At 48.9% G+C, this 3,054-nt stretch carries 4 protein-coding genes; 2 read left to right on the forward strand and 2 right to left on the reverse strand.

Going from position 1 to position 3,054, the window contains the following annotated elements:
- Nucleotides 1-437 (forward strand): low molecular weight protein-tyrosine-phosphatase (locus tag ACR0P9_RS10055; protein ID WP_432619755.1); only part of this gene is annotated, 437 nt, incomplete at its 5' end.
- Nucleotides 438-446: 9 nt separating this feature from the next.
- The gene (locus ACR0P9_RS10060) at nucleotides 447-1,769 is read left to right on the forward strand and encodes a D-serine ammonia-lyase (RefSeq protein WP_432619759.1); all 1,323 of its coding nucleotides are present in this window, start codon (nucleotides 447-449) and stop codon (nucleotides 1,767-1,769) included.
- Nucleotides 1,770-1,835: 66 nt separating this feature from the next.
- Here ACR0P9_RS10060 and tgt read toward each other — a convergent pair whose 3' ends face one another.
- On the reverse strand, nucleotides 1,836-2,966 hold the full coding sequence (gene tgt / locus ACR0P9_RS10065; RefSeq protein WP_432619757.1) for a tRNA guanosine(34) transglycosylase Tgt: 1,131 nt from the start codon (nucleotides 2,964-2,966) through the stop codon (nucleotides 1,836-1,838).
- On the reverse strand, nucleotides 2,959-3,054 hold a 96-nt coding region (locus tag ACR0P9_RS10070), incomplete at its 5' end, for an S-adenosylmethionine:tRNA ribosyltransferase-isomerase (protein ID WP_432619761.1). The genes tgt and ACR0P9_RS10070, both read right to left, overlap by 8 nt.

The raw sequence follows: 3,054 nt of genomic DNA on the forward strand, positions 1-3,054 counted from the left end.
ACGGCAACATCTGCCGCAGTCCGATGGCGGAGTTTGTCATGAAAGACATGGTACAGGCGGCGGGGCTGCAAGACAAGATTTATGTTGAGTCTGCAGCGACAAGCACAGAAGAAATCGGCAATCCGGTATATCCGCCGGCACGGAGAAAATTAGCAGAGCACGGCATCAGCTGTGCGGGGAAAAGAGCACGACAGTTACGGCGTCAGGATTATGAAGCATTTGATTTGCTGATTGGCATGGATCATGCCAATTTGCGCAATATGCGCCGCATGTGTGGTGGAGATGAAGAAGGCAAAATTCATGCGATGATGGATTATACCAATCGTCCGGGAGAGGTTGCTGACCCATGGTACACGGGAAACTTTGAAGATACTTGGCAGGATGTCAATGAAGGCTGCCGTGGATTGTTAGAACAGTTAAAACGGGAGGGACTATAAGTGCTGGATATGGAAAAAGTCAAAAACAACCCGATTGTTCGTGATTTGCAGGAAGAAAAAGAAATCTTGTGGATCAATCCAGATAAAGTTCCGTTTGCACGGGCACAGCTGGATTTGACCATGGCGGATATTGATGACGCAGAACAGCGGTTGCAGCGATTTGCACCGTTTATCATGAAGCACTTCCCGGAGACAATTCCGGCGCAGGGAATCATTGAATCACCGCTGGTTCGCATTCCTAAGATGCAGCGCGATTTACAAGAAAAAGAACAGATGCAGATAGACGGAACGCTGGTGTTAAAGCAAGACAGCGATTTGGCAATTGCGGGTTCTGTCAAGGCACGCGGCGGTATTTATGAAGTATTAAAGCATACCGAAGAATTAGCATTACAGCATGGATTGCTCAGCGAACAAGACGTACAAAACGGCAATGCGAAGGCATACGAAGCCTTGGTAGATAACAAAGCATTCTTTCAGCAATATGCGGTACAAGTCGGCTCAACGGGGAATTTGGGCTTGAGCATTGGCATTATGAGTGCAGTTATCGGCTATCAAACCGTGGTACATATGTCTGCGGATGCGCGGCAATGGAAAAAAGACCTGCTGCGCGAGTATGGCGTGACGGTAAAAGAATACGAGAGTGATTATTCCAATGCGGTAAAGCAGGGAAGAGCACTGTCGGATGCCAATCCAAACAGTTATTTTGTAGATGATGAAAATTCTAAAAATCTGTTTTTGGGATATGCCGTTGCGGCAAAGCGATTGAAAAAACAATTGAAAACGATGGGACTTACGCCGGATGAGCAGCATCCGCTGTTTGTATATTTGCCGTGTGGTGTCGGCGGCGCACCGGGCGGCATCACCTTTGGACTCAAACAAGTATTTGGCGACGCAGTACATTGTTTCTTTGTCGAGCCGACACAGGCGCCGTGTATGCTGCTTGGTATGGCAACAGGCCTCAACAACGAGATTTGTGTCAAAGACATCGGTTTGACTGGCTTGACACACGCGGATGGTTTAGCTGTCGGACGCCCATCGGGATTTGTCGGCGGTGTGATGAAGCCGCTTCTCAGCGGAGCCTGCACGGTGGCAGATGTTCATCTCTATGACTACATGCGAGAATTGATGGATACGGAGAACATTTTCATAGAGCCAAGCTCCTGTGCGGCGTTTGCGGGTCTGCGATATTTTGCACAGCCGGTTATGCAGAATTATCTCAAAAAAAATAATCTAATAGAACAGATGCCGCAGGCGATTCACATCGCGTGGGCGACTGGCGGCAAATTGGTTCCGGAAGAAGTTCGAGAACAATATAAACACACGTATTTATAAAAAATACGAGAAGTGCAAAAAAACTCCCTTTCGCTTGAAAGGGAGTTTTTTGTCTATGCAGTAAAATTAGATACGCTTGCCGAGCTTTTCGCTCCACTGTTCGCGGAACTCTGCAAAACGGCCTTCATCCAGCGCCTTGCGAATTTCAACCATCAGGTTGTTATAGAACCACAGGTTGTGCATAACGGTCAGACGCTGACCGAGCATCTCGCCCGACTTGAGCAGATGACGCACATAAGCACGGCTGTAATTCTGGCAAACCGGACAATGGCAGTGCTCATCAATCGGCTTATCATCCAGCTGATACTTGGCGTTGTTCAGATTGCGGATGCCATCCCAAGTAAACAGATGACCATGACGCGCATTGCGGGTCGGCATGACGCAGTCAAAGAAGTCAACGCCGCGCCAAACCGCTTCGATGATATTGGATGGCGTACCCACGCCCATCAGATACCGCGGCTTGTTTTCCGGTGCATACGGAACGACTTCATCCAAGATATGATACATGACTTCCGTCGATTCACCGACAGCCAGACCGCCGATAGCATAACCATCCAAATCCAATTCTGCAATTGCCTTCATATGGGCAATGCGCAGATCGTCATAGGTGCCGCCCTGATTGATACCGAACAGCATCTGCTTCGGATTGACCGTTGTCGGCAGGCTGTTTAAGCGAGCCATTTCTGCCTTGCAGCGATGCAGCCAGCGCGTAGTGCGCTCGCAGGATGCCTTGACATATTCATACGGAGACGGATTTTCACAGCATTCATCAAATGCCATAGCAATATCCGAACCGAGATTGGACTGAATCTGCATACTTTCTTCCGGACCCATGAAAATCTTGCGTCCATCGACATGAGAAGAGAAGTATACGCCTTCCTCCTTAATTTTGCGCAGGGAAGAAAGGGAGAATACCTGAAATCCGCCGCTGTCGGTCAGAATTGGACCATCCCAGTTCATGAACTTATGCAGACCGCCCATAGCGCGAACGACCTGATCGCCTGGACGGATATGCAGATGATAGGTATTGGACAATTCAATCTGGCAGCCAAGATCTTTTAAATCCTTGGCGGAAACAGCGCCTTTAATGGCACCCTGTGTGCCGACGTTCTGGAATACCGGCGTCTGTACCGTGCCATGTGCGCAGGTGAATTCGCCGCGGCGCGCACGGCCTTCTGTCTTGAGAATCTTAAACATGGTTGTCCTCCTTGTTGGTGTAAATCAGCATGGAGTCACCGAAGCTAAAGAAACGGTATTCCTCCTGAACAGCTACTTTATATGTGCT

It is taken from the genome of Butyricicoccus sp. (assembly GCF_050872565.1).
Taxonomy (GTDB): Bacteria; Bacillota; Clostridia; order Oscillospirales; family Butyricicoccaceae; genus Butyricicoccus_A.

What these genes read in the sequence shown, in the direction of transcription:
- ACR0P9_RS10060 (WP_432619759.1), top strand. Translation starts at nt 447, where the DNA reads ATGGAAAAAGTCAAAAACAACCCGATTGTTCGTGATTTGCAGGAAGAA.
- tgt (WP_432619757.1), bottom strand. Translation starts at nt 2,966, where the DNA reads ATGTTTAAGATTCTCAAGACAGAAGGCCGTGCGCGCCGCGGCGAATTC.